A 20,368-nucleotide genomic window follows, 5' to 3' on the forward strand; every position below is an offset into this window, starting at 1 on the left:
GCGCCTGATGATCCGGCCGGAGCGCCGTTAGGGGGTCGTCAGCGGGTAATCACCCGGCATTGACCCCACGATGTGTCCTCTTTCACTGCCGGGGCAGCGTAATAGTCGTCCGGACCGCGGGAACGGACCCGGGGATTCAGCCGAGTTCGGCGGGACGACCGGGCGGTAGAAAGGCGCCCGCCTTCACCTGGGCGGACTCGATTTGATCGAGCAGGTGCAGCGAGCTCACCTGTGTGCCGGAGCGGTGCTGCAGCCCGGACGGGGGCAGGGCTTGGTCGGGTTCGGGCACCTGTGGTTCCGACGATATGTGTCCGGGCGGGGGCCCCTCATGCGGTGCGTCTGTCCGTGCCCGGGCGGTAGTGATCGTGACGTGCCGGTCACCGGGGCCCGTGAGCGGTGAGGAGGTATCCGGCCTGATCACCCACCGCACCGGTCCGGATGTTGTCCACGGCGCCGCGGCCGGACGTTCCGGGTTTCTTCTCTGTGTCTTCGCAGCTTCGGCCCGGTATGCCGGAGGGCGAATACGGGGGAGGGAAGATTCTGCTCCCGATGTCATAAGGACTCCCTGGAGTGGCCGTGTGGAAAGGGGAGCTACCAGGGTCCGGGGTAACGGTTCCAGCCTGCGGTGCTGTCGATGAGCTGTCAAGGGGAGGATCCGGCTGGTGAAGATCCACGGGTCGGTCCTTGGAGTCGGGTTGGGAGGACGGTTCGGTGAGGAATGCCCGGCTCCTGTGTTTTGGATCAGATTTCCGCTTCCAGCCGTCGTGCGCCCCTGCTTAGCGGCGGCGGTAGCGGTGCGCAAGGGGGCAGTCGAAGGGATCCCGGGCAGCGAGGCCGACCCGGTTGAGATGGGTGATCACGGCAGCATAGGAACGGGCCACGCCGACCTCGGTGTAGGTGATGCCGAGGCGCTGGCAGTGTTCGCGCACGATCGCCGCGGCCCGGCGCAGGTGGGGGCGGGGCATGTCGGGGAACAGGTGGTGCTCGATCTGGAAGTTCAGGCCGCCGAACGCGGTATTGACGAAGGAACCCCCGCGCACGTTGCGCGAGGTCAGCACCTGGCGCTGGAAAAAATCGAGGCTTCCGTCGTTGGGAATCATCGGCATTCCCTTGTGGTTCGGGGCGAATGAAGCGCCCATGTAGATCCCAAAAACGGCGAGTTGTACCCCCAGGAACGCCACTGCCAATCCAACCGGCAGAAACCAGAACAATATGCCGAGATAGGCTCCGAAACGTGAACCAATGAGCACCAGTTCCGTCCACCGGCCCTCGACCTTTCCACGCCGGCTGAGGGTCCGGATGGACTGCACGTGGAGGTTGAGGCCTTCAAGGCTCAGAAGGGGGAAGAACAGGTAACCCTGACGCCGGGTGAACCATGCCTGGAAACCTGTCCGCGGAGCTGCGTCTTCCTCCCTGAACGCCAGCGTGCCCATGGCGATGTCCGGGTCCTTTCCGACGGTATTCGGGTCATTATGGTGGCGCGTGTGTTTGTCGATCCACCACGCGTAGCTGATGCCCACCACCCCGGCGGCAAGGAAACGCCCAACCCGGTCGTTGACCGCCCGCGACGCGAAAATCTGCCGGTGGGAGGCCTCGTGCCCCAAGAACGCGAACTGGGTGAGGATGATCCCAAGAATGCCGGCGATGATCAGCTGGAACCAGGTATCGCCGAGCAACAAAAATCCCGCTGCCGTGGCCGTTACAGCCAGCATCAACATCAGCATCACGGTGAGGTAGAAACGCTGGCATCTCACCAGAAGTCCCTCCCCCCGTACCTCTTTCAACAGCACGGCGTAGGATGCGACCACACTGTTTTGGGGCAGCAGTTGAACCCTGCGTGTTGGTTTGTCCTTTCCCCTTCGGTTCTCGGCCGGTTGCCGTGGCGCACCGCGGGCAGGGACTGCTTGAACATCGGACCGGACGGTACCGGACGCTTCGCTGCCAGGTTGCATGTGCTGACCCCTTGTCTTGAACCCGGCCGGAGGTTTCCGGTCGTTAGCACTGACGGGGTCTGGGGCAGCAACACCAGCCTAGATCAATTTCTGCACCGCCGCCGGATCATATTCGTCGATGCGCCACCCGCAGGTTTGTGGATATAAATAGCTGGCTGACTCCTTCGGCTGATCTTCGGTGGCGGGGTGCCCGACGGGCTCCGGTCCGCCGACGGAGTGCTACCGGACCAGAGCGCTCCTGTTGGACCACCGAGAGTGATTCCCTATGAGTGAACCGCTGTCATCAACCCCTGGCCCCGCCCAGCGGCAGGATAACTCTGCCGATGCCGGCGCGGGCCTGAGCGCGCCGTTCGTGAGATGCGGCAATGTGAAAGGCGGTTCAGTATCCCTCTTCGGTGCCACCGCCGCCGAAACGCTCCCCACCTCCACCAACCCTGTCCCCCGGCACTTGGAGGCGGCACAATTTGATCTAGGTGAAGGGCCGCGCTGGGGCACTTTACGCACCCGGCTTCCCGTCATGCTTCCGCATCTCCGTGAGAACGGGTTCCTGAGGTGGCCGGCCGATCCTGCGTCCCGGTTGGCGGGGTATAGGATGACGGGCTGTTCCCCTTCGGCGGGTCGGCGGCAGGTTGGTGCCCTACCGTCGGGTCCGGTCCGCCGGTGCGAAACCGCTCCACCCCCGGATCCCTGGTCATCTACCGAGAGTTACTTCTTATGAGTGAACCGCTCTCACCCGGTCCCGTTGGGAGCCAGGGTTACGGTGCCGGTCCCGGCATCGGTATGAGTGCGCCATTCCTCGAATGCGCCAACGTGACCGGCGCGGCGGTGTCAGCTTTCACCGCCACCGCCGCCGAAACGCTCCTCTCCGCCACCGACGTGGTCGCACGGACACTGGAGGAAGCCCAGTTCGATCTGGGTGAAGGGCCCCGCTGGGACGCCGTGCGCACGCGCCTCCCCGTCCTGATTCCAGATCTCAGCGGAAAGGCCCATCTGGTATGGCCGGCATTTGCCGAGGTCCTTGCCGACCTCGAGGTTGCAGCCTTGTTTGTTTTCCCCCTTACTGTGGGGGCGATTGATCTGGGCGTGGTCGAGCTGTATCGCACCACCCCGGGCTCATTGAGCGGCAGCGAGCGACTCGCCGTGGAGGTACTGACCGGCGAAACGGCCTGGGCCCTGCTGCGCTGGACTCTTGGCGAGGCTCAGCCCGGTGGTCCTGCCATAGTCCCTTCCGGCATCAATGCCGCCACCGGTGCTGCGGCGAGATCGGTGGCATTACCCAATTCCCGGAGGGAGATTCACCAAGCGACGGGGATGGTTCTTGCGCAGGCCAACGTCAGCGCAGCCCAGGCCCTTCTACTGCTGCGCGGGCACGCGTTTTCACACCAGCTGACCCTTCATGAGACGGCCCTGCAGGTCATCCGCCGGGACCTCGTTTTCACCCCGCCTTCCGGTACCTCACCGAATGGGCCGGGTCTGACCTAGAATGCTTCAATGGCGACAATCACGCGGCCCGAACAGGTCAGCGCCGCTTTCCTCAAGCTCACGTCGACCCTCATCACGCAGTACGACGTCCTGGATCTGCTCCATATCCTCGTCGAAGAGTCAGTGAGGCTTCTCGATGCGGCAGAGGCCGGGCTTTTGCTCGCGGATCCCTTCGGCGAGCTGCAGGTGCTCGCCTCGACCAGCGAGCAAAGCCAGCTAGTGGAGGTCCTTCAGCTGCAGGCCGGTGAAGGCCCGTGTATCGACTGCTACAAGACCGGGACCGTGGTCACGATCGATGACATCACCACACTGGAGGGGCGGTGGCCAGTCTTCCGTCAAGCGGCCCTGGATCAGGACTTTCGCTCAGTCCACGCCGTCCCGCTGCGCATCCACGACCGCACCATCGGCGCCATGGGATTGTTCGGGGAGGAACCCGGGGCGTTGACCCCGGAGGACGCAGCCATCGGCCAGGCGCTGGCCGATGTGGCGACCATCAGTCTGATCCAGGAACGCAGCCTCCGCGAGAGCCAGATCGTCAATGATCAGCTCCAACGGGCCCTCAACTCTCGCATCACCATCGAACAGGCCAAGGGTGTCATCTCCCACATTTCCTCCGTGGACATGAGCGAGGCCTTCGCGCGCCTGCGCAACTACGCGCGGTCGCACGGCCAGTCCCTCCAGGACACCGCCGCCCAGGTCCTCAACCGCACGCTCAGTCTCTAGCATCGAGCGTTTTCACGCCGGACAGGATCGCAGCCACAAGTTTGTCCCGCAGCGGTCCCGGGAAAGCGAACTCGGCGATCGGCGAAGGCGAGGAAAGGGTCATGCCTTTCACGATGCCAAATTCCTTCAGGGTCATGTGATCGTGGAGTTGATCGACACCGTGGTGAACCAGCCGTGGCGGAGGACCGGGGACAGTTCGGTGCATACTTCACGGGCATCGGCTGCACCCCGGGGCTCGCGTTCAAACTTTCGGATCACCTGTCGGCATCGACGCGCGGTGTGCTCCTGATGCCAGAGGTGCCGATGGAGCACGATTCGTGGGGCGCGATGAAAGGCGGGCTGTTCACCCTCGGGCTCTTCTTCTACCCGGGCTTGCAGGGATCCCTGGAACTGGCTGATATTGGATACCGGGCCGTGCGGACCGCCTCAACGCCTTGTACGGGGCAGCATCCGTTGAGACTGCAGCAAGCGTTGGACCAAACCACCCTTACCAGCTTCCCGCCTGGAACTCACCAATGACGGTTTCTCCATCTGATTCGTACACGGGAACCATGAGCGTGGTTCCCTTCATGGTTTCCATGTACTTTATGGCTTCCTGGGGGTTGTTGATCTCCGGTCCCCGAAGGTCCTGTGAGTAGGCGTAGCCAGGTTTCCCGTTGGTGGCGATGACCGCGAGCAGGTCCGGCTCGCCCCGGTCGTTGACAGCACCATAGGTGTCCCCGCTCTCGTTGACCGCCCACTCGGTCTCCGTCCGGGTCACATAGGTCAGCTGTGCCGTGTAGGTGACGCCCGGTTCGCTGGCACGAATCTTGGTGCTGCGCTCGCCGTCGATCAGGGCAATTGGTTGAGGCTGACTGGTGCCGTTCTGATCCCCGGGGCAGGTAATGAACCCACCGTCGTCCATGGATAGAGTGCCGGCGCCGCTGAGACAGATCAGTTTCACTGTGAAATGGGTGGCGCCCTCCGGCGCCGTTCCCAGGTCGAATGTGTGGCTACCGGTGTAGGTACCGGAGGTGGGAGATCCCACCTGGGTGACGATGTCACCCCCGGGCTCCGTGAAAAACCCGGCGGTGGCCGCCCCCACTCCCCCGACCAGCCCGACGCCGGCGAAAATTCCGGCACCGACCCACCAGCGGTGCCACCGCACATGGGCCGGCGGGGCTTCATTCACCTGCTTGACCAGGACGGTTCGCAGACCCTGGCCGAAGGTGTCGTCCATTCGTTCGAGATTCATGATCGTCCCTCCTCGGAGAGTGTGAGCGCACGTGGTGCGGCGGGGGCGGGCAGGTCCTGACGCAGGCGCTGCCGGGCCCGGTGCAGCCGGGTTTTCGCCGCCTCCGGGCTCAGCCGCAGGACCGCCGCCGCCGCGGCAATGTCGTAGCCCTCGAGCGCCACCAGGGTGATCAGCTGCAGGTCCACGGGCTTGAGTGCCCGCAGCGCGGCGGCGAGGTGATCGTCCACCCCGTGCAGGGGGTTCTCCTGCAGGTAGGTCTCCGCCGGGTCCGCTGCCACCGTGCCGTGCGGAAGAGATTTGAGCAGAACCTCGTAGCGCCGGGTGGAGCGGCGGAGGTTCAGCGCGCAGTTCGTGGTGGTCACCAGCAGCCAGGGCAGAACCGAGCACTCCACCAGCCTCACCTTGGCGCGCAGGCGCCACAGTTCAAGGAACGCCACCGCGCTCACGTCCTCGGCATCGGCCCGGTTCTGCGCCAACCGGTACGCGTGTCGGTACACCCGGTCCCGGTGCCGGTCGAACAGCACGCCGAACGCCCCGCCGTCACCGGTCAGGCTGCGCGACCACAGGCCGCCGTCGTCAGGATTCATTTCCCCCATACCCTGTAGTGTCCGCCAACCCCCGAGAAGTTACACTCACCACCGAGAACTTTCTGTACCACCAGAAACACCCCCGCGGCACGCCAATACACTTCCTCATCCGCCCGAGAAACCGCCCGCTATGGAATCTCGGCTTATGCTTCTGGAGATGTTTGGGCGCACGCGGTCTGCGCCCACGCGCGGCCAGGAACGTTCAGAGCGTCACGAGAACAGGAACGACGAAAAATACGGCGGCGCCGCCCCCGCTATTAACGAAACCGGTCCACCAGCACAGGGTGGCGGTGGACCCGCCGCCCACGAGGGCGAAGCCCCAGAAGGGCCTGACCCCGGGCAGATTGCCGACTACATCATGGCTGTTCACAACGGCATGGCAGCACGCGCGCGATGGAGGAACCACCACCGAACTCCTCGCGATCGCCGACATGGGACTTAGCGCCCTCCCTGTCCGCTGAACACAAGACACCACGCCTGAGACAGATTTTGGAGCGGCGCCGCTCCGCAGCCGTCGGTTCACGAGGTGGTGCACCTGCGCTGAGCTTTACATGTTGGTGATGAGGCAGTATGCAACCGGCTGAGTGGATCCTGTTGCCCCCGTGGGCGTGAGAAAGCCCATAGGAGAAGGATCCTGTGAAGCGCGCCTCGAGGCGGGGCCGGACCCGCCCCCTAGGCCCGTCCACCCTGTGATGCCGGTGCTCGGGCGGCGTGCACGCAATGACTATGGCGCGCGGCAGGCCTGCCGGAAGTGCCGAAGCATCTGAAGTTTGACTCGGTTGTAAGAACATGGTTTCTAATCGAGTTCGTGCACGCGCGGTGGACGCCGCAAGCTTCCCCCACACTGTTTCCCCGGTGGAGTGGAGTTGTGGCGCTGACCGTCCTGGTCGTCGGCGTCGGCCTGGATGCCCCGCAGCTATTGCAACCGTTGCTGGAAGTCCCTCCTCCGACGCAACGCTTTGACACCTGCGAACCTGCCATCCCGCTGCCTCTCCGGCGAAGCATTCCGCTTGGAATTGCGGCCGTGTTCGGAAGCGCCGGCCGCGGGCTTCGACTCGAAACCACGGGCCACTTCGGGGGACTGGCAAGTCGACCGGCGCCCATCAATGAATCCCATATGAAGGAACTAAACATGACGAATCGGTTCGAACCGACTGAAAGAGATTCCGGGGGTGAGGGGCAGGGGCACCGAACGCTGGTCATAGTGCACCCTACTCCGCTGAAGGCGAGGTCTCTGGCGCCCGACCTCGCACGTGGCGTCATGCTGCTGCTCATCGCCCTGGCACACGCCCCCTACTTCCTCTATGCCGCACCCATCGGGACCATAGGCATCCACCCCGTCATCGGCAACATGGCGGATCGCCTTGCCCAGGGGTTTACCCTGATGGTGGTCGATGCCCGCGTCTACACCATGTTCGGATTCCTGTTTGCCTACGGGATCGGCCAGATGTATGCCCGCCAGACCGCCAAAGGCACCAGCCCCGCCGATGCCAGGCGCCTCCTGCGCCGGCGCCACTGGTGGATGATCGCCTTCGGCGCCGTCCATGCGGCCCTGCTGTGGCAAGGAGACATTATCGGTTCGTACGGTCTGATTGGGCTGATCATGGTCCCGCTCTTCTTCGACCGGACGGACCGCACCTTGAAAATCTGGATCGGCGTGCTGCTGGCACTCACCGCCGTCTTTGGGCTCGTGGGCGCACTGGCGTCCACGGTCACCACCGGGCAGCCAGCAACCAATCCCCAAGACCTTCAGCTTCTCAGCATCGCTGAACCGAACTACCTGATCTCGGTGCTCGAACGGTTCCCCGCCTGGATCGCTGTCCTGATTGGCAGCCTGGCGGGCGTTTCACTCCCGGCGGCGTTCCTGATGGGCGTGCTTGCCTCACGGCACCGGATTCTGGACAACCCTGGTGAACACCTTGTGCTCCTGCGGCGGCTAGCCGTAGGGGGCATCGCCGCCGGCTGGGCGACGGGCGCCGCCCTGGCGCTTCAGCACACCGGCGTCATCGATATCGCCCCCGACGCCGTCGTCCAACACATCAGCCTCTTTGCAGGTACCTTTACCGGCATCGGCTACGCCGCACTGTTCGGCCTCATCGCGCACCGCGTGTCCCGGGGGTCCGCCCCAGCCGGCGGCCCCGTCCGCTGGGTCTCTGCCCTTGGCCGGCGCTCCATGAGCGGGTACCTCGTCCAATCCCTCGCATGGGGTCCGGTACTCGCTGCCTGGGGACTGGGCCTCGGCGCTCAGCTCTCCAGCTGGTCCGTCCTCGTCTACGCCGCCGCGGTGTGGGCGGCCACTGTTGTCCTTGCCGTTGCCGTGGAGCGCCGCGGCCTGCGCGGACCGGCCGAGCTGGCACTGCGCAAACTCACCTACCGCGGCTCTGCCGCACCCAGGGACGCCTAGTTTTCGAGGCGCGGCCGGGTTAACGTCGGAGTTGTTTGGTGCCGTCCGTCATCGACGACCACACGTGGTCGTCCGCGGTCGTCGCTACCCCGCGACCGCGAGGTAGCGACGGCCGTCTAACACCGCTTGCTTGAGTCTCGGAGCGGTGATGCAGACTAGAGTTGCCCCGATTGGTACCCGGCTTTCATCGTGCAGACGATAAAGGAGGCAGAATCATGAGATTGGTCAGAAACGCGGGTGTCGGTTTGCTGGCTGGCGCACTCGGCACCGCAGCTATGGATTTGGTGCTCTATAGGCGGTACCGCCGCAGCGGCGGCACGTCCGGGATCTGGCGCTGGGAGTTTGCGGCCGACGTCACGAGTTGGGAGAACGCCTCCGCTCCGGGGCAGCTCGGGCGGAAAGCGTTACGACTCGCCACGGGGCACGAACCGCCGCCCGAGTGGGCTCGCGCTACGACCAACATCATGCATTGGGCGACAGGCGTGGGATGGGGCGGGCAATACGGTGCGGTGGCAAGCTTGGCGTCCATACACCCGTGGGTGCGGGCGGTCGCGTTTGTTCCTGTGGCGTGGCTGTCCGGCTACGTCGTGCTCCCGTTGGCCATGGTGTACAAGCCGATCTGGGCCTACGACGCACGAACCCTTCGCGACGATCTGTCCGCGCACATCGTGTATGGCACCGTCGTGAGCGCGGTCTTCGCCGCACTCACGAAGGAGGAACGGTAAGCCGTCCCTGCAGGAACGGCGCGCGAACTAAGCCGCTGCCAGCGACCCGCCCATGGACCGCTCAAACCAGCACGAAGGCAAGCTTTTCGCCATCGATCTGCTGGCCGAAGGGTACAGAGGAAGGTAGAAGGGTAGAACATACGTATGACACCAACTCCCCTGGTCCTGGGCCCCATACTGCGGTACGTCGACGAAACCTCGGCAAGTATCTGGGTGGAGGTCGGCTCCGCGGCACGCGTCGTCGTCCGGGCTGCCCAGCGATCCTGGGAAGCACGCACGTTCGTGGTCCACGGGCACCATTACGCGCTCGTCGAGGTGGTCGGACTCGAGCCGGGAAGTGTCACCTCCTACACGGTGGAGATCGACGGACAGCAGGCCTGGCCGCACCCTGGATCGGTTCCCGAATTCCCGCCGTCGAGCATTGCGACCCGCACCCCGGGGAAGCCCCTGCGACTGGCCTTCGGGTCCTGCCGCACGAGCGTCCCCCACACCAAGGAAGGCAATCGGACCCACGGCATCGATGCCATGCGTGCGTACGCGCTCAACGGGATGAAGGACGACAGTTCACAGCGGCCGGACCTGATTCTCTTCCTCGGCGACCAGGTGTACGCCGATTCCACCAGTGAGGAGATGCAGCAGTTCATCCGCGGGCGGAGGGACATCGAGGAGGAGCCCGGCGCTGAGCTAAAGGACTACGAGGAGTACGCCCACCTGTACCGCCTGGCCTGGTCCGACAGTGCCAACCGCTGGTTGCTGTCCACGCTTCCCAGTGCCATGATCTTCGACGACCACGATATCCGCGATGACTGGAACGCCTCCACCTCCTGGAAGCAGGAAATGGAGGCCACCTCCTGGTGGCAGGACCGGATCGTCGCAGGCCTGGCGTCGTACTGGGTGTACCAACACCTTGGCAACATGTCACCGGAACGGCGCGCCGAGGACCGCATCTGGCAACGGATCGTCAACCATCACGACGCCGCTGAGCTCGACCTGAGCGAGGAGCTCGACGCCTTCGCGGACCGGGCGGACAAGGACCCGGCCAGCTACCGCTGGAGCTACTGCCGCGACTTCGATGACACGCGCCTGATCGTGGTCGACTCCCGCGGATCCCGAGTGCTGACACCCGATGCGCGGGCCCTTCTCACCGCGGAGGAGACGGCGTGGCTGGATCACAGGATGGTGGGCGGATTCCGGCACCTGCTGGTGGGAACCTCGCTGCCCTTCCTCCTGCCGCCGGGGCTGCATCACATCGAGTCGTGGGACGAGGCCCTCGCACAGGGCGCGTGGGGCGCGCGGGGCGCACGGCTGGGTGAGAAGCTGCGGCAGGGCATGGATCTCGAACACTGGGCCGCCTTCCAGAACAGCTTCCGCGCCGTGGCCCTCATGGCCACGGAGGTGGCGGACGGCAACCGGGGCCCGGCACCGGAGACGGTGACCTTCCTGTCGGGAGACGTCCACTTCTCCTACGTCGCCGAAGTGGACAGGACATCGGGCAGCCGGATCCTCCAGGTGGTCTGCTCCCCGATCCGCAATCCGCTGCCGCGGCTCCTGCGCTCCTCCACCGCCATCCTCTCCTACGCCGTGGCGGCACCTCTCGGGGCCCTCGTGGCGCGCTCCGTGAAAGTTCCCCACCCACCGTTCCGCTGGCGGAACATCAGGGGACCGTGGTTCGACAACAACCTCGCCTTGCTCGAGGACACCGCGGACGGGCTCACACTGTCCTGGCAGTCGGGAACAGTGGACGGCGAGGACCATCTCAACCCCCGGCTCAGGGAGGTTGCCGCCATGACAGTGCCGCGGCGTGGGTCCGGGAATATGCCGGGAGGGGAAGCTGAGCCCGAGACAGCGCTCTCGGCATCCAAGGGCACTCGGGCACGAAGAGGACGGCGGCGGTAGGAAGCGCCTCCAGCGCCGTATCCCCCGGTTCCAGCGCATGGGTCTCAACTGGCGGGCTTTACTGCTGCAATTCTCCTCCAAGCGGCCCGGCCGACGCCCCGCTGCCGGCTGACCTGTGGCGTCAGTAGTCGTATGCGGGCGGCTGATTGCCGCCCTCATACGCCGTTCACCCTCGATGGGTTGGGAGTTCTTCCCTGCCGGCCGTCAGTCGTGCGGAAGTTAGGGACGGAAGGAGGTGCCTGTCATGTCGAGTTGCAACGGGGATCGAACTCGAAGCTGCACCGAACGCTGACTCAAACCTGCGGGATCAGGGTGTCATATGCGCTGTTGTCGGCGGTTGACCTGACAGTTGGGGGTGTCTGACGGACCCCGAGAGATCCCCGGCTACATGCTCGGCATTATACAAATCGATTTCGTCCTGCGGCGGTTTGGCCAACCCGTGCATGAGGTTGACCTTGGTTCTGGCCCGCCTTAGCGTCAGGACAGGAGCATATCCGACCTCTCTGAGGAGAACCTCGCATGGATCTCAACGGCACCGCACTTGAGCACGCTGACATCGCCGGAATCCAGGCCGCACTATTTACAGGTCGGGTGACCGCCCGCGAGTTGGTCGACGCCTACCTTGACCGGATCGCGGCCTTCGACCATGCAGGACCTGAACTAAATGCCGTTGTCATGGTGAATCAGGCCGCCAGAGAGCAAGCGGATGCGTTGGATGACGCGTACCGGCAAACAGGGCAGGCGGTGGGGCCTCTGCATGGCATCCCCATGGTCATCAAGGACTGCCTTGAGACGGCCGATATGCCGACGTCATTCGGATCGGAAATCTTCGCCGATTACCGAGCCGAAGAAGATGCGACAGTAGTCGCTAAGCTGCGCGCTGCGGGGGCTATCATTTTGGCGAAAACCACATTGCCTGACTGGGCCACTTCGTGGTTCAGCTACTCCTCCCTCACAGGAGTGACGAAGAATCCGTACGATCTTGACCGGGATCCGGGGGGATCGAGCAGTGGAACAGGCGCCGCCATCGCGGCAGGGTATGCGACTGTAGGGCTCGGCACCGACTGCGGAGGATCAGTGCGCCTGCCGGCTTCATTCTGCAATCTGGTCGGGGTCCGCTCCACTCCCGGTTTGATCAGTCGAACTGGGTGTAACCCGTTGGTCAGTGCCCAGGACACGATCGGGCCGATGGCCAGGTCCGTGGAAGATGCCGCCCGGGTATTCACCGTGATGGCCGGCTTCGATGAAAGCGATCCGCTTACTTACGCCTACTCCGTCGCACGCGCTCCGGCGTCTTATGTGGACAGCCTGGTTCCCAATGCCCTGCAGCGTCGGCGTATTGGAGTGCTGCGCAGCGCATTCGGCGCGGACGATGACCCGAACGCCGCCCCCGTCAATCAGGTTATGGCCAGCGCCCTGGAGGAGCTGAGGGCAGGCGGCGCCACCCTGGTCGATATCACGATCGATGACCTGTCCGGGTGGATCGGTCGGACGTCCCTGTACACGATCAAGTCCAAGCACGACATCAACACCTGGCTCGGGTCCAAACCCAACCCACCAGCGCGCAACGTCGCGGATATCATCGACTCCGGCCGGTACCACAGGAAACTCGACCTCCTCGAGGCCCTGGCCGCCGGACCCGATGACCCGCTGAACGACGTGAACTACTACACCGCCTATACCGCCCGTGAGGCGTTTATGAAAACCGTCGTCAATCTTATGGAGGCCAACAACCTCGATACGGTGGTCTATCCGACCTGCCAGGTCGCCCCTCCCACACACGAAGACACCGATTCGGGGTTGTGGAACACGCTGAACTTCCCTACGAACACGGTCATCGGCTCACAGACCTGGATGCCTTCCATGACAGTACCGGCTGGCCTGACCGACTCCGGTCTGCCTGTCGGGATGGAAATCCTGGCACGTCCTTACGATGAGCCCACAATGTTCGCCGTCGGCTACGGCTTTGAACAGGTCATTGGGCACCGGGTTCACCCGGGCAGCACACCGGTCAGCTCCTGACCCGGCCAAGGCAACGATCAAACACCATTCTGCGCTGGACGGCGGCGCCGGGATGTTCGGTGGGTGTCGGCGCCCGATCAGCATTTTCGACGCAGTGGCCATGACTGACGCGGCGTCGGGCTCGGTTTCGTCGTCCGGGTCGGTCGCCAATGCGGCCGGCAGTGGCAGCCCATACTTGTCGCACAGGAATCGGATCTGGCAGTACCGCTGAGCGTCGGCGGCCACGCTGCCGAGGGCTGCGGGATTCATGCCGGCCCCGATGAGGGCACCCACGAGCGGCACGACCTTGGCAACCTTCTGAACTGGGACCCTGGCGCCGGCCGGGCCCGGATCGACGGCGGAGCAAGCGTGAGTTCAGGCTCCGACTGCTGATTCCCGCAGTGCTTCTCGTCGGGCTGCTCGTCGTGATCGTCAGCTTTGTCCCGATCAAGGCCGTTCCGCCCGCCCTAGTGGTCGCGGGTGCAGGGGTTCTGGTGGGCAGCGTGATCGGGCTCTTCACGAGTGTCCGTGGGCCGCACCGGCCTACCTACGCGCTGATATTCACCGGGCTGGCCGTCCCGCTCCTGCTGCCTTCCCCTTGGCCGGGGCTCGCCCCCGTACTGGTCCCCGCGTCCGCGGGCGGGTACGCGATGGGCAAGGGGATCGCGGTCTTCCGCTCAACCGACGCCTCCAGGTTCCGCCGGTCAGGGTGTGATGCTACCCGCAGCTACAGACTGTCAGCGCGTCCATCCCCCTGCCACCTGCCACTAATAATGGGCAAGAGGGCCAGGCAAAGGATCCAAGTAAGAGAGCCAGGTAGCTCACCGTGCAGGTCAACGTGCGGTGCGGGGTTGGTCGTCAGGTAGTTCGTTATTGAGGAAAAGGAGTCATTGTGCGAATACTCGTTGTAGGGGCAGGGGCCACCGGAGGCGCCTTCGGAACCCTGCTGCAGGAAGCAGGGCGGAACGTCACCTATCTCGTGCGTGACCGCAAAGCAGAAGCGTTGCGCCGGGACGGTTTACGGTTTGTATCCCCCGATGCCGACCGGACCCACCCGGTGCAGGTCCTCACAACCGCCGACACGGCGCCCGCCTTCGATCTCGTGCTCATCGCCGTCAAGGCGACAGCCATTTCCTCCGCGATGACGGACGTTCACCCGTTCGTTGACGCGAACACGCGCATCCTTCCAGTCCTCAACGGCATGGCGCACATCGACCAATTCCAAGCAGCGTATCCGGGACAGGTACTGGGCGGTCTGGCCCGCATCGTGGCGACCCTTGACGGGTACGTCGTTCACCAAAGGACGCCCATGAATTCACTCATGGTGGGTTCCCTGACAGACGCTCCAGTCCCGAACGACATCCGCGACGCACTTGACGTCCCGGGCATCGACTTCTCGATCACCGATGACGTGGTGGGCGCCCTATGGGACAAATGGGCGTTCATCGCCGCTGCCAGCGTCGTCAACTGCCTGTTCCATGCTCCCATCGGCCGCATACTGGACGCCGGCGGCGAAGGCGCGATTCGCGCGGCAATCGAGGAGCTCGAGGCGGTCGCCACCCAGTCAGGACACCCCGTGTCGGATCCGGCGCACCGTCAGGCATTGGCGCTCTTGATCGACCCGGGATCCTCCTTCACCACGTCGCTGTACCGGGACCTTGCGGCAGGACTTCCATCGGAGGTTGACCATATCCTCGGCGATTACGCACTCCGGGCCATGGCGTTGCAGCAACCCACTCCGCTGCTCGATCTGGCGCTCATCGCCATCAGAGCAAACCTCTCGGACTGATCCATCACGGCTCGTGCCCGCGCCGTTTCCCGTGTCGACGCTCACCTGAGATAGTGACAACATGACCCTCGACGTCGAGTCCTTCCGCGCGCACTTCCCCGCCCTGCTCACCGGCACCGCATATTTTGACGGCCCCGGCGGAACGCAGGTCCCCGCCGTCGTGGGAGCCGCGATAGCCGACGCCATCACCGGGCCCCTGTCCAACCGCGGCTTCGAAGCGGTCTCGCAGAGCAACGCCGAATCGGCGGTCAGCGGATTCCGGGCGGCAATGGCTGACCTGCTCGGGGCGCATCCCCGCGGTGTCGTCTACGGGCGAAGCGCCACGCAGCTCACCTACGACTTCTCCCGCCACCTCGCCAAGACCTGGCAACCAGGTGACGAGGTCGTGGTCTCACGCCTGGACCATGACGCCAATATCCGCCCCTGGCTGCAAGCAGCCGACGCGGCCGGCGCCACCGTACGCTGGATCGATTTCGACCCCGAGACCACGGAAATCAACGAAGCGTCCCTTGCAGCCGCGATCACCGAGCGCACGAAGCTTGTCGCGATCACCGCCGCTTCGAACCTGCTCGGCACCAAACCGCCGGTGCGTCGCATCGCCGACGCCGCTCACACGGTCGGCGCACTGGTCTACGTGGACGGGGTGCACTACACCGCTCATGCGGCGGTCGACGTGAAGGCGCTGGGAGCTGACTTCTTCGCCTGTTCGCCCTACAAATTCCTCGGACCTCACTGCGGTGTTCTCGTGGCCGACCCGGAGCTGCTGGAGTCGCTGCAGCCGGACAAGCTGCTGCCGTCTACGAACGAGGTTCCTGAGCGGTTCGAGTTCGGCACCCTCCCGTACGAGATTATGGCCGGCGTCACGGCAGGCGTGGATTTCCTCGCCGCGATCGCGCCCGGTGCCGCAACCGGCCGCCGTGCGCGCCTTCTCGAATCCGCACACGCCGTCGATGAGCACGAGCTCGCGATGCGCTCCCGCATAGAGATCGGGCTGGCCGAACTGGGCGACGCCGTCACGCTGCACTCTAAAGCCCAGGACCGGACACCGACACTGCTGGTGACGTTCCCGGACCGGTCCTCCGCGAACGCCTACCGGTTCCTCGCGGATCGGAACATTCTGGCGCCAGCCGGCTCTTTCTACGCGTACGAGGCCTTCCGCCGCCTGAACCTTAAGGACAGCGCGGCCCTGCGAATAGGTCTGGCACCGTACAACAACAACAGTGACGTCGACCGCCTGTTGGCCGCGCTCGGCGAGTTCGTTGCTTCCTAACGCGCGGTGAGGGTATCTGCTGCACGGATTGTGTGCCGATGCCTGTGGGACGACGCGCCGGGTGCCGCCGGTTCGGATGGGTGAAGGTGCCTGGGCCAGAAACCTGAGCGCTGCGGCCGCGACGCCGAGCCGTTCTAGAGCGTCTCGGAAACCTAAAGCTAAACAGGACAGGCTCAGCAGTCTGACGCTGGGTAACCGCCCCCGGAAGTACGCGCCGTTCTTCGTCTCAGTAACTTCTCCTACCGTGTTTCGTCTCAGGTTTTTGCTTGGAGGGTCGATAAGTAACGATGGCGGGATGAGGCAAGCGGAGACATCGGTTCATGCCTGTGACCTCGACAACGTGCGTGAAATCATCGATGGACATCAAAACCCCGTCGTACAGTAGGCGCACTCCTACACCTTCATCGAGCCGTGCCCCCTCCCGCTTCCGAATCGAGGATTCTCCTCCTCCCTCATATGCAAGACCAATCAACTAATCGAAAGGTCGACTGATGCCTCAATTCGCCATCCTCATCTACACGGACGAATCCCTTCATGCTGTAGAAGCAGCAGCGTCCGAGCTCGCGGAGAACGACCGACACGCACGGGACCTTCAAGCCTCGGGCTCCATGTCCCTTGCTTACGCCCTCACCCCACGCGCATCCGCCGTATCAATCCGCCAAGCCGGCACAACAGCCGGCCCCTTCGTGAATGCCGAGCAGTTCGTGGCTGGATTCTATGTCCTCGAAGCTCCCGACCTTGAGGCCGCAATAGCGATCGCCCGCATGAATCCGGCAGTCCGCACAAGCACCGGCGGAGTTGAAGTTCGTCCCATTCACAGCGGCGGCATCACAACTTCTACCGCGTGAAACCCCACCTCCACCATCCAGTCAACCCCCTGCGGTGAGCGTCACCATCAGGTGTCCCAGGCCAGGCCTCGTGCCGCAACCACCGGGGCATTAATCGTGTCTTTGGCCAGGCGGGAATGTCCATCCATGACAGCCTCCTCGTCGGAAACGACACAGTTCCGCCGTACGACGACAAACCCACAGGTAATGCGTCCCTGCCCCTACGTCGATGCCCGGTTAGGTCCGCCCTGTGCCGCTTCAACGCGGAGTCCCGGTAGCTGCCTCGCCGGGGCTGTTCGGCGAGGAGGATGGCCCGTTCAAGAAACTTTCACCAATGTCACGCACCTACGCCCCCGCTCCCCCATGAAGGAGTGAGCATGCCCCAACCGGGCTCCGCGAGAAAGGAGGCACCCACCCCAAGTGTGGACATCGTCCGCACCGCACCTCTTCCCACCAGAGGCCTTCCCCGGCAGCGGCACCCGCGTCCGAGCCGACCCTGCCGCGCGAACACGCTTTCCCACCGCAAGCCGGTGCGGCATTGCGGTGGGCGTGAGTCGGCATGGCAGAGGGCGTCTCCTTAGCCCTCTGTGGCGACCAGGTCGGATGGCGCGGAGAAGGGCTGGTAGGTGATGTAGCCTTCGTCACCGCCTTGGTAGTAGGTGTCAACATCGGCCACGGCGAGAGGGTGGTCCTCGCGCAGGCGTTCGACGAGGTCGGGATTGGCCAGGAATGCCCGCCCGAAGGAGATCAGATCTGCTCCCTTAAGAAGCCAACGCTCGGCATCTTCGCGCGTCGAGGGAGCGGGGCTGCCGGGCTTCGACGGATTGACGATCAGAGTGCCCTCCCATGCCCGGCGCAGGCCGCGGATCACGTCTTCTTCCGGGCTTGCGGCCACGTGGAGGTAGGCCAGGCCAAGCGGGGCCAGTTCTTCGAGCAGCGCCCCGTACAGCTCGGGGATCTCCGGCTCACTCACGTCCCAGATCCCCGCGCCGGGTGACACCCGCAGCCCAACGCGGTCCGCCCCGATCGCATCGGCCGTCGCCGTCACGGCTTCCACGGCAAAGCGGATGCGTCCGGTGACGGTTCCGCCGTAGCGGTCGGTGCGGAGGTTGGCATTGCTCGACAGGAACTGCCCGATCAGATATCCGTTTGCGCCGTGCAGTTCAACGCCGTCGAACCCTGCCTCCATGGCCCCCCGCGCCGCCGTCGCGTACGACTCCGCCACACCGGGGACTTCCCTGGTCCCAAGAGCGCGCGGCACGGGCGCCGGCTGCGGGCCCGAGGGGGTGAAGACATAGGCGTCACGGGCTGCAACCGCCGAGGGCGCAACCGCCTGACGGCCGGTGGTGTCGGGGTGACTGATCCTGCCGGCGTGCATGATCTGGGCGAAGATCCGGCCGCCGTTGACGTGCACGGCTGATGTGACCTGCCGCCAGGAGTCAATCTGCGCGACGTTATACAGACCCGGCGTGAGTGGATTCGACTGTCCTTCCAGGCTCGGCTGGATGCCTTCCGAGATGATCAATCCAGCGGTCGCCCGCTGTGCATAGTAGGTTGCCATGGATGCCGTGGCGAGTCCCTCAACACCGGAGCGTACCCGCGTCATGGGAGACATGACGATCCGGTTGGGGAGGCGCAGTTCGCCGAGGGGCAGATCATCGAAGAGAGAAGTCATAAAATTACGCTAGGACCTGACGCTAACGTCAGGTGCAAATCTATGGCGGTCATGGTCGAATACACCGCACGAAGGGAGCGTCGATGCGCATTGGTGAACTGGCCCGGCAGTCTGGTGTGAGTGTGCGGGCGCTGCGGTACTACGAGGAGCAGGGACTGCTGGAGAGCACGCGCACGGCCGGCGGCCAGCGCGAGTTCGAAAACAGCGCGGTGGACCGTGTCAGGTTTTTCCAGACCTTGTACGCGGCGGGGCTGAGCAGCCGCCGCATCGCGGAACTGCTGCCCTGCATCGACACAGGAGGCACCACCAAGGAACAGCAGGCGATGCTGCAGTCCGAGCGCGAGGCGCTGGCGCACCGCATCGCTGAACTGCACGAGGCGAGTGCACGTCTCGATGTCCTCATCACCGCCTCAAACGCCCGGTCGCTTGAGGCTGTCTAGCCTCAAGGCTGCCCGACGGCAGGCAGTCCGCCGCGGGTTGCTGTGGGAGCCGGAACACTTTTCACCCGTTGCAGCGCGTCGCCGTCCGGTTCGCCAAGTTGAAATGCGGCACCCACACACAAGGCCACCGGTGCTGGCTCAGCGTCAGTGGCCTGCGTCGGCAGGGTCAGGATCTCGGCACAGTCGTCGGTGATGGCGATGGTGTGCCCGCGCAGGACTGGCCCCGAGCTCACCCCGCCCAGAGTCACCGAGGCTCGCTGAAGGTCCCTGGTGCTCGTGATGCCCGGCGCGGTGACGATGCAACGAACCGCACCTTGACGAGCGCATCGGCCGGTCGCCCAGCAGCAATTTGCACCTGACGTTAGCGTCAGGTTCTAGGCTGGCGCTGCTGCAGGGAAACGCCCTGTACGGGAAGTTGAGGAGACCCCATGCGGGCTGCGCGCTATCACGAGTACGGGAACCCGGACGTGATGACCATCGAGGAAACCACCGAACCCCACGCTACAGCGAGTTCCGTCCGGATCAAGGTGCTGGCGGTGAGCGTCAACCCGATCGATTACCTGCTGCGTTCTGGTGTCCTACAGGAGGTGCTTCCCATCGGGCTGCCTGCAATACCTGGACGGGATGCCGTCGGAGTCATTGACGAGGTCGGAGAGGGCGTCTCGAACGCACGTGTCGGGGACCTCGTTTTCGGACTTGGAGGCGTGAGTGATACCACTGCGGAGTTCGCAGTGCTCACGGCCTGGAGCGGTGTTCCTTCCAACTGGTCGGTGGAACAGGCGGCCGCAGCCGGGCTCGCCTCCGCCACGGCTGCAGGGGTGCTCAACGCGCTCGGGGACCTGTCAGGCAAGACGTTCCTGATCGAGGGTGCTTCAGGTGCCGTAGGGAGCGCTGCCGCGGCCTTCGCGCTGGCTGCCGGTGCCCGTGTGATCGGCACGGCGCGGCCTGAGAACCACGAATACCTCGAGAAGCTCGGAGTAGCAACGACGACCTACGGGCCGGGCCTGGCCGACCGCGTCAAGGCACTGGCACCTGAGGGGACCGATGCCGCCCTGCATTCGGCGCCATCGGCATCGCTTCCGGACCTGGTGGACATCGTCGGAGACACCTCCCGTGTCACCACCGTCATCGACGCAGAGGGAGCCGCACGGCTGGGCCTCCGCAAAGTGGACGCCGTCAACGACTCCTCCCTTCTCGACCACGCAGCCAACCTCGGCCGGCTCGGCCTGTACAGCCCTCGTGTCGACCACGTCCTGCCCCTCGCATCGATTCGGGAAGCGCACGAGCTCTCCGCGGGCGGGGCCGGCAAGATCGTCGTCACACTGATATGACAGCAACTTAGAGCACCAGGGGCCAGAGCCAT

General features: G+C 64.6%; 17 protein-coding genes. 11 read left to right on the top strand and 6 right to left on the bottom strand.

Annotated features, from left to right (window positions below; genetic code table 11):
• Positions 1-776: 776 nt before the first annotated feature.
• Positions 777-1,952, bottom strand: a complete 1,176-nt coding sequence (locus E2F48_RS03785) for a fatty acid desaturase family protein (RefSeq protein WP_133402620.1) — start codon at positions 1,950-1,952, stop codon at positions 777-779.
• 810 nt (positions 1,953-2,762) lie between these two features.
• Here E2F48_RS03785 and E2F48_RS03790 point away from each other — a divergent pair.
• Both E2F48_RS03790 and E2F48_RS03795 read left to right on the top strand, forming a co-directional pair.
• Positions 2,763-3,434, top strand: a complete 672-nt coding sequence (locus E2F48_RS03790) for a GAF and ANTAR domain-containing protein (RefSeq protein WP_246018501.1) — start codon at positions 2,763-2,765, stop codon at positions 3,432-3,434.
• Positions 3,435-3,443: 9 nt separating this feature from the next.
• Positions 3,444-4,157, top strand: a complete 714-nt coding sequence (locus E2F48_RS03795) for a GAF and ANTAR domain-containing protein (RefSeq protein ID WP_133402622.1) — start codon at positions 3,444-3,446, stop codon at positions 4,155-4,157.
• Here the strand turns inward: E2F48_RS03795 and E2F48_RS03800 are convergent.
• The 3 genes from E2F48_RS03800 to E2F48_RS03810 all read right to left on the bottom strand — a co-directional run bounded on the left by E2F48_RS03800 (position 4,147) and on the right by E2F48_RS03810 (position 5,987).
• Positions 4,147-4,293, bottom strand: a complete 147-nt coding sequence (locus E2F48_RS03800) for a hypothetical protein (protein WP_221411619.1) — start codon at positions 4,291-4,293, stop codon at positions 4,147-4,149. The two genes, E2F48_RS03795 and E2F48_RS03800, sit on opposite strands and share 11 nt — an antisense overlap.
• A gap of 351 nt (positions 4,294-4,644) precedes the next feature.
• Entirely contained in the window at positions 4,645-5,391 is a 747-nt protein-coding gene (locus E2F48_RS03805) for a hypothetical protein (RefSeq protein ID WP_133402623.1), read from the bottom strand.
• The gene (locus tag E2F48_RS03810) at positions 5,388-5,987 is read right to left on the bottom strand and encodes an RNA polymerase sigma factor (protein WP_133402624.1); all 600 of its coding nucleotides are present in this window, start codon (positions 5,985-5,987) and stop codon (positions 5,388-5,390) included. Before E2F48_RS03810 ends, E2F48_RS03805 begins: the two co-directional genes overlap by 4 nt.
• A 1,195-nt stretch (positions 5,988-7,182) precedes the next feature.
• Here E2F48_RS03810 and E2F48_RS03815 point away from each other — a divergent pair.
• From E2F48_RS03815 to E2F48_RS03845, 7 genes are all read left to right on the top strand, one after another.
• Positions 7,183-8,382, top strand: a complete 1,200-nt coding sequence (locus tag E2F48_RS03815; RefSeq protein ID WP_221411606.1) for a DUF418 domain-containing protein — start codon at positions 7,183-7,185, stop codon at positions 8,380-8,382.
• Positions 8,383-8,945: 563 nt separating this feature from the next.
• Positions 8,946-9,107, top strand: coding sequence for a hypothetical protein (locus E2F48_RS17240; RefSeq protein ID WP_165968679.1), 162 nt, complete (start codon positions 8,946-8,948; stop codon positions 9,105-9,107).
• Between the two features lie 144 nt (positions 9,108-9,251).
• The gene (locus E2F48_RS03820) at positions 9,252-11,003 is read left to right on the top strand and encodes an alkaline phosphatase D family protein (protein ID WP_133402626.1); all 1,752 of its coding nucleotides are present in this window, start codon (positions 9,252-9,254) and stop codon (positions 11,001-11,003) included.
• 519 nt (positions 11,004-11,522) lie between these two features.
• The gene (locus tag E2F48_RS03825; RefSeq protein ID WP_133402627.1) at positions 11,523-13,025 is read left to right on the top strand and encodes an amidase; all 1,503 of its coding nucleotides are present in this window, start codon (positions 11,523-11,525) and stop codon (positions 13,023-13,025) included.
• 871 nt (positions 13,026-13,896) lie between these two features.
• On the top strand, positions 13,897-14,793 hold the full coding sequence (locus E2F48_RS03835; RefSeq protein WP_133402628.1) for a ketopantoate reductase family protein: 897 nt from the start codon (positions 13,897-13,899) through the stop codon (positions 14,791-14,793).
• Between the two features lie 61 nt (positions 14,794-14,854).
• Positions 14,855-16,063 (top strand): cysteine desulfurase-like protein, encoded by a 1,209-nt coding sequence (locus E2F48_RS03840; RefSeq protein WP_133402629.1) that lies wholly within the window; start codon positions 14,855-14,857, stop codon positions 16,061-16,063.
• Between the two features lie 491 nt (positions 16,064-16,554).
• Complete coding sequence (locus E2F48_RS03845) at positions 16,555-16,911, top strand: YciI family protein (RefSeq protein ID WP_133402630.1); 357 nt, start codon at positions 16,555-16,557, stop codon at positions 16,909-16,911.
• Between the two features lie 556 nt (positions 16,912-17,467).
• Here E2F48_RS03845 and E2F48_RS03850 read toward each other — a convergent pair.
• Complete coding sequence (locus tag E2F48_RS03850) at positions 17,468-18,565, bottom strand: alkene reductase (RefSeq protein ID WP_133402631.1); 1,098 nt, start codon at positions 18,563-18,565, stop codon at positions 17,468-17,470.
• A gap of 83 nt (positions 18,566-18,648) precedes the next feature.
• Between E2F48_RS03850 and E2F48_RS03855 the strand changes: the two genes are divergently transcribed.
• On the top strand, positions 18,649-19,005 hold the full coding sequence (locus E2F48_RS03855) for a MerR family transcriptional regulator (protein ID WP_133402632.1): 357 nt from the start codon (positions 18,649-18,651) through the stop codon (positions 19,003-19,005).
• A gap of 2 nt (positions 19,006-19,007) precedes the next feature.
• Here the strand turns inward: E2F48_RS03855 and E2F48_RS03860 are convergent, their stop codons facing one another.
• Positions 19,008-19,238: a hypothetical protein gene (locus E2F48_RS03860; RefSeq protein WP_133402633.1), complete on the bottom strand. Its 231-nt coding sequence runs from the start codon at positions 19,236-19,238 to the stop codon at positions 19,008-19,010.
• Positions 19,239-19,433: 195 nt separating this feature from the next.
• Between E2F48_RS03860 and E2F48_RS03865 the strand changes: the two genes are divergently transcribed.
• Positions 19,434-20,336: an alcohol dehydrogenase catalytic domain-containing protein gene (locus tag E2F48_RS03865; protein ID WP_133402634.1), complete on the top strand. Its 903-nt coding sequence runs from the start codon at positions 19,434-19,436 to the stop codon at positions 20,334-20,336.
• Positions 20,337-20,368 lie beyond the last annotated feature (32 nt).

It is taken from the genome of Arthrobacter crusticola, assembly GCF_004357995.1.
Classification (GTDB): domain Bacteria; phylum Actinomycetota; class Actinomycetes; order Actinomycetales; family Micrococcaceae; genus Arthrobacter_D; species Arthrobacter_D crusticola.

Excerpts from the sequence above, each read along its gene's own strand:
- E2F48_RS03785 (WP_133402620.1), bottom strand. The coding sequence starts at position 1,952 with ATGCAACCTGGCAGCGAAGCGTCCGGTACCGTCCGGTCCGATGTTCAA.
- E2F48_RS03795 (WP_133402622.1), top strand. The coding sequence starts at position 3,444 with ATGGCGACAATCACGCGGCCCGAACAGGTCAGCGCCGCTTTCCTCAAG.
- E2F48_RS03800 (WP_221411619.1), bottom strand. The coding sequence starts at position 4,293 with ATGACCCTGAAGGAATTTGGCATCGTGAAAGGCATGACCCTTTCCTCG.
- E2F48_RS03805 (WP_133402623.1), bottom strand. The coding sequence starts at position 5,391 with ATGAATCTCGAACGAATGGACGACACCTTCGGCCAGGGTCTGCGAACC.
- E2F48_RS03810 (WP_133402624.1), bottom strand. The coding sequence starts at position 5,987 with ATGGGGGAAATGAATCCTGACGACGGCGGCCTGTGGTCGCGCAGCCTG.
- E2F48_RS03820 (WP_133402626.1), top strand. The coding sequence starts at position 9,252 with ATGACACCAACTCCCCTGGTCCTGGGCCCCATACTGCGGTACGTCGAC.
- E2F48_RS03825 (WP_133402627.1), top strand. The coding sequence starts at position 11,523 with ATGGATCTCAACGGCACCGCACTTGAGCACGCTGACATCGCCGGAATC.
- E2F48_RS03840 (WP_133402629.1), top strand. The coding sequence starts at position 14,855 with ATGACCCTCGACGTCGAGTCCTTCCGCGCGCACTTCCCCGCCCTGCTC.
- E2F48_RS03845 (WP_133402630.1), top strand. The coding sequence starts at position 16,555 with ATGCCTCAATTCGCCATCCTCATCTACACGGACGAATCCCTTCATGCT.
- E2F48_RS03850 (WP_133402631.1), bottom strand. The coding sequence starts at position 18,565 with ATGACTTCTCTCTTCGATGATCTGCCCCTCGGCGAACTGCGCCTCCCC.
- E2F48_RS03855 (WP_133402632.1), top strand. The coding sequence starts at position 18,649 with ATGCGCATTGGTGAACTGGCCCGGCAGTCTGGTGTGAGTGTGCGGGCG.
- E2F48_RS03865 (WP_133402634.1), top strand. The coding sequence starts at position 19,434 with ATGCGGGCTGCGCGCTATCACGAGTACGGGAACCCGGACGTGATGACC.